5 protein-coding genes are annotated in these 5,136 nt (G+C 70.0%); 2 read left to right on the top strand and 3 right to left on the bottom strand.

Going from position 1 to position 5,136, the window contains the following annotated elements; genetic code table 11:
- Positions 1 to 471 precede the first annotated feature (471 nt).
- The gene (locus VFZ20_RS02715; protein WP_329682284.1) at positions 472 to 2,817 is read left to right on the top strand and encodes a hypothetical protein; all 2,346 of its coding nucleotides are present in this window, start codon (positions 472 to 474) and stop codon (positions 2,815 to 2,817) included.
- Between the two features lie 255 nt (positions 2,818 to 3,072).
- Positions 3,073 to 4,059, top strand: a complete 987-nt coding sequence (locus tag VFZ20_RS02710) for an aldo/keto reductase (RefSeq protein ID WP_329682283.1) — start codon at positions 3,073 to 3,075, stop codon at positions 4,057 to 4,059.
- Positions 4,060 to 4,140: 81 nt separating this feature from the next.
- Here the strand turns inward: VFZ20_RS02710 and VFZ20_RS02705 are convergent, their stop codons facing one another.
- The 3 genes from VFZ20_RS02705 to VFZ20_RS02695 are packed head-to-tail and all read right to left on the bottom strand — an operon-like array spanning position 4,141 to position 4,974.
- Positions 4,141 to 4,386, bottom strand: a complete 246-nt coding sequence (locus VFZ20_RS02705) for a hypothetical protein (RefSeq protein WP_329682282.1) — start codon at positions 4,384 to 4,386, stop codon at positions 4,141 to 4,143.
- A 51-nt stretch (positions 4,387 to 4,437) separates the two neighbouring features.
- The gene (locus tag VFZ20_RS02700; protein WP_329682281.1) at positions 4,438 to 4,665 is read right to left on the bottom strand and encodes a hypothetical protein; all 228 of its coding nucleotides are present in this window, start codon (positions 4,663 to 4,665) and stop codon (positions 4,438 to 4,440) included.
- Positions 4,666 to 4,713: 48 nt separating this feature from the next.
- Positions 4,714 to 4,974, bottom strand: coding sequence for a hypothetical protein (locus tag VFZ20_RS02695; protein WP_329682280.1), 261 nt, complete (start codon positions 4,972 to 4,974; stop codon positions 4,714 to 4,716).
- Between the last annotated feature and the right edge of the window lie 162 nt (positions 4,975 to 5,136).

Raw genomic sequence — 5,136 nt, 5'->3', positions numbered from 1 at the left:
GGTGCCGTAGGGGGCCTCACCCCGGGGGCCCTCACCCGCTCGCTGTCGCTCGCACCCTCTCCCGCAAACTGCGCGGGAGAGGGTGTATACTTCTCCGGGCTGATTGCACGTGGGCAACCACTGCGCGTCCGCGCAGTTCTCCCCCTCCCCCGCGAAGCGGGGGCAGGGGGTCGGGGGGAGGGGGCCCTCCGCGGCCGAGAGACACTCCGCTCCGAAGCGTGATCCGCCGTTCTGGACCAATCGGCAGGATCAACCGCGATGGCGGATTGCAGGCGATTTGCATTGGACATCTCTGTGCGCGTGATCTGCATCCGCAATTCGCGCAACGGCTTCCGCGGATCGGATGCGGATGTGCGGAGCGTCCTGTTGGCCCGGCGTCTGCCATGAGGGGCCGCGAATCCATCGTCCGCCGCCCGCCCGGGGTGGTGGAGCGAAACGCGCGTGCCCTTCACGCCCGCACGGAGACGTCCCATGATCCGCCGCATCCTGCCCGCCTGCGCGGTGCTGCTGACCGCCGCGTGCACCGACGCCCGCACCCCGCTGGACCCGGAGAACCCCGCGCCGGAGTCGCTGCCCGCGCTGCAGGGGCTGTCGTGCGCCGTGGACCTGGCGCAGGGCGGGATGACGTGCGACGACGCGGCCCCGCAAACGGGCAGCGCCCTGGGCTCCGCCGGGGTGATCGTGGGCGGGCAGAACCAGCTCGTGCGCCTGGCCTCGTCCGGCGTGGCGGCCGTGGGCGACACCATCCTGGTGGACGTCACCATCCAGAACCTCATCCCGCAGGCGCTGGGGACCACGGACGGCGCCACGGAGGACGGGCGCGGCGTGCGCATCTTTTTCAGCGACGGGCCCACGGCGCACCCGCAGGGCACGGCGTGGGTCGCCAACGCGGACGGCGAGGGCTTTTTCCTGGCCGGCGGGCAGCCGTACTTCCAGTACGACACCATCCTGGGCCAGAACGAGACGTCCGCCCCGCGCACGTGGAAGCTGGCCCACACGCCGGGCGCCACGCGCGTCACCTTCACGGTGTACGTCGCGGCGCAGGTGCAGCGCGAGGGCGAGCGCATCGTCATGACGTCGCCCCTGAACACGTTCGTCCTCCCCGGCGACACGGTCACCCTGGGTGCGCGGGTGGAGGACTTCGCGGGTCGGCCGGTCCCGGGCCGCGCGATCACTTGGCGGACGACGGAGCCGGACATCGTCTCGGTGGATCAAAACGGGCACGTGAAGGCGCTCAGGATGGGATGGGCCATGGTGCACGCCGAGTCCGGCGGGCTGTCCACGGGATCGGCCGTCGTCGTGGTGTCGCGCGAGACGGTGGTGCGGGTGGACGTGGAGCCGGACTCTGCCACGGTGGACATGAACGGTCTCGTGCAGCTCACGGCCACGGCCTACAACGTCCGCGGCGAGCGCATCGACGAGACGCTGCAGTACTCCGACGGCAACATCTGGGTGGCGGTCGTGAACTGGAACACGGGCCTCGTCCGCGGCACGTACCCGGGGCAGACCAGCATCAGCGTGGGCCGCGACTGGGGCAGCGCCCGGGCCGTCATCACCACCCGGCCGGGGCCGGAGGTGCAGTGGCGGAACGTCTCCACGGCGCAGGGCCACACCTGCGGCGTGAGCACCGCGGGCAAGGGCTACTGCTGGGGCCACAACGGCATCGGCCAGCTGGGATGGGGGCAGATCTGGAACTACGGCGAGGACGTGCCGGTGGGCGTGGCGGGCAACCTTTCGTTCACCACCATCGACGGGGGCAACTGGTTCACCTGCGGCCTCGCCGGGCGCCGCGCCTACTGCTGGGGCGAGAGCTACCACGGGCAGCTGGGCAACGGCATGCAGGGGAGCACCGACGGCGTGCCCTCGCCCCAGGCCGTGCTGGGCGGACACGCTTTCACGGCCCTCAGCGCGGGCTTCGAGCACGCCTGCGCCCTGGACGAGGACGGCGCGGCGTGGTGCTGGGGCAACAACGCATACGGGCAGCTGGGCAACGGCGAGATCGACGGCGTCACGGGCCGGTCGTCGCCCGTGCGGGTGGCGGGCGGGCTCACGTTCCGCCACATCAGCGCCGGGCGCGACTACACCTGCGCCATCACGCCCGGGGACGAGATGTACTGCTGGGGCAGCAACCAGGTGGGCCAGTTTGGCAACGGGGCCGGCGCGCCCGCGCTCAACGTGCCCCAGCCCGTCCCCGGCGGCGTGGGCCACAAATGGAAGACGGTGGCCACGGGCGACTCGCACGTGTGCGCCGTCACGGTCAAGGGCGAGGCGTTCTGCTGGGGCGCGGACTACTTCGGCGAGCTGGGCACGGGCGTGGCGGAGGCCAGCACGGACCTGCCCGCCAAGGTGCTGTCGCACGAGACGTTCGTGGACATCGGCGTGGGCACCAACCACTCGTGCGCCGTGGCGGAGGACGGACGGGCATGGTGCTGGGGCTTTGACCGGTACGGGCAGCTGGGGCGCGGGCAGAAGGGATCCATCGACCCGTATCCCGTGCCGGAGCCGGTGATGGGCGACGCGCGGTTCACGGGGTCCGTCCAGGGCGGCTACCAGCACACCTGCGCCATGGGCACGGACGGCAAGCCGTACTGCTGGGGGACGGACTTTCACGGTGAGGGCGGCATCCAGCCGGACACGGAGTTCTGCACGGTGCCGGGCGGCACGGCCCCCTGCCACACGCGGCCGCGCCCCGTGAGCAACCCGGCCGCCGGCGGCGTGCGCACCGGCCCCACCACCGGCACGACCACGGCGCCGTCCGTGGTCCAGGCCCGCGCGGCCATCACCGCGCCTCTCACGATGCGGTTCCCCAGGCGCTGAGCGCATCCGCCGCTTCGGCCGAAAGACGGAACGGCATTCTCACACGGGGCCTGCGGCCAACGGAGTGAACGGTTTTGTTTGATCAGTTACCGTTGACCCCGTTGGCCGCAGGCCCCGTGTGCCATCCTTCTGTAAAGCCGTCCCGCGCGCCGGGCTGACGACGCGCCTCCGGCCCGATCCTTGAAGCGAAACCGGACCGGTTACAGATTCGCGCCGAGGCGGCGCATCACCGGGCTGAGAACGGGACGGACGACGATGGATCGACGGACGCTGGGGCAGGGGCTCGCCGTGAGCGAGCTGGGGCTGGGGTGCATGGGGATGAGCGAGTTCTACGGCAGCGGCAGCGAGTCGGAGTCCATCGCCACCATCCACCGCGCCCTGGACCTGGGGATCGACTTTCTGGACACGGCCGACATGTACGGCCCGTTCACCAACGAGCGGCTGGTGGGCCGCGCCATCGCCGACCGGCGCGACGGCGTGGTGGTGGCCACCAAGTTCGGCAATTCGCGCGGCGAGAGCGGCGAGTTCCTGGGCATCCGCGGCGACGCGGCGTACGTGCGGCAGGCGTGCGACGCATCGCTGCAGCGGCTGGGCGTGGACCACATCGACCTCTACTACCAGCACCGGGTGGACCCCAGCGTGCCCATCGAGGAAACGGTGGGCGCCATGGCCGAGCTGGTGGCCGCCGGCAAGGTGCGCTACCTGGGGCTGAGCGAGGCGGGGCCGGAGACCATCCGCCGCGCCCACGCCGTGCATCCCATCGCCGCGTTGCAGACGGAGTGGTCGCTGTGGACGCGCGACGTGGAGGAGAACGGCGTGCTGGCCACCGTGCGCGAGCTGGGGATCGGCTTCGTGGCGTACAGCCCGCTGGGCCGCGGCTTCCTGACGGGCCGCTTCCAGTCGTTCGACGATTTCCCGGCGGACGACTACCGCCGCAACAGCCCGCGCTTTCAGGGCGAGAACTTCGGCAAGAACCTGGACTTGGTCCGCGAGGTGGAGTCGCTCGCGCGGGAAAAGGGCGTGACGCCGTCTCAGCTGGCGCTCGCGTGGGTGCTGGCCCAGGGCGACGACGTGGTGCCCATCCCCGGCACCAAGCGGGTCAAGTACCTGGAGGAGAACGCGGGCGCCGCGGACGTGGAGCTTTCCGCGGACGACCTGCGCCGCATCGACGAGGTGTTCCCCGTGGGCGCCGCCGCCGGCACGCGCTACCCCGAGGCGGGCATGCGGAACGTCAACCGGTAGCGGGCGGCAGATACTCTGTAGAACGCGCACGGCCGCGGGAGAACTTCCCCCGCGGCCGTGCGTCGTCCGGACCGGGTGGGATCAGCAGTAGCCGTTCGCGTTGGTCATGCAGTCCATGGCGCACGTGAGCTGCGGATAGCCCTGGCTGCAGTACAGCGACGGGTAGCATCCGTCGTCGCGGGTGCAGACGCACTCCGTCTGGTAGCAGCTGCGGTTGCAGTACGTGTGGTACCCGGACTGCAGCCCGTTCACGGTGCCGGCCTCGTCATGCACCGCCTCCGCGGCGAACGAGATGACCTCCAGCTCCTCGATCTTCAGCTTCTTCATGTGGAACTCTCGCGGTTCAGATGGACGGGCCAAGTCGGCCGAGGTGCCGGATCAGCAGGCGCCGCGCTCGTTGGTCATACACCCGTCGTAGCAGGTGTTGTTGGGCTGGCCGGGGTAGCTGCAGTAGTTGGACATGTAGCAGTCACCGTTGTTGGTGCAGTAGCAGAACGTAAAGCCGGTGATCTGCATGCCCGCTACGGTGCCGCGGCCTTCCGTGCCGGCTTCCGCGGTGAACGAGGTGACCTGCAGCTGGTCCAGTTCGAGCTTGAGCTTCTTCATGTTCGTGTCTCCAGGAAAAGGGAATCGGGTGAAGCCGACAGGGGCCGATCAGCAGGGGGCGTTGTTGGCCGTGATGCAGCCCGCATCGGCCGTGACGACGCACCCGTCTCCGGTGCAGTACATGGACGGATAGCAGCCTTCCGCCTGCGTGCAGTGCAGGCACTGCGTAACGTTGTAGCTCGGCCGGCAGGTGGTGTCGGTGTAGTAGCCGAGCTGCAGGCTGTTGACGGTACCGGTTCCCTCCGCTTCGCCCTGCGCGGCAAACGAGACCACTTCCAGCTGGTCGGGTTCGAGCCTGAGCTTCTTCACGGCGGTGCCTCTTGGAGGATGGTTGACGAGAAGGGGAACGGTGCGGCTCAGCAGTAGTTGTAGTTGTCCGTCATGCAGCCTTCCTGGTACGTGATCACGCACCCGGCGCCGCTGCAGTACAGGGAGGGGTAGCAGCCCTCCGCCCGCGTACAGTCCAGGCAC

This window comes from Longimicrobium sp. (assembly GCF_036280135.1).
Taxonomy (GTDB): Bacteria; Gemmatimonadota; Gemmatimonadetes; order Longimicrobiales; family Longimicrobiaceae; genus Longimicrobium.
Note: the sequence above shows the minus strand (reverse complement) of the source record. Positions and strands in the feature narration are given on the sequence as shown.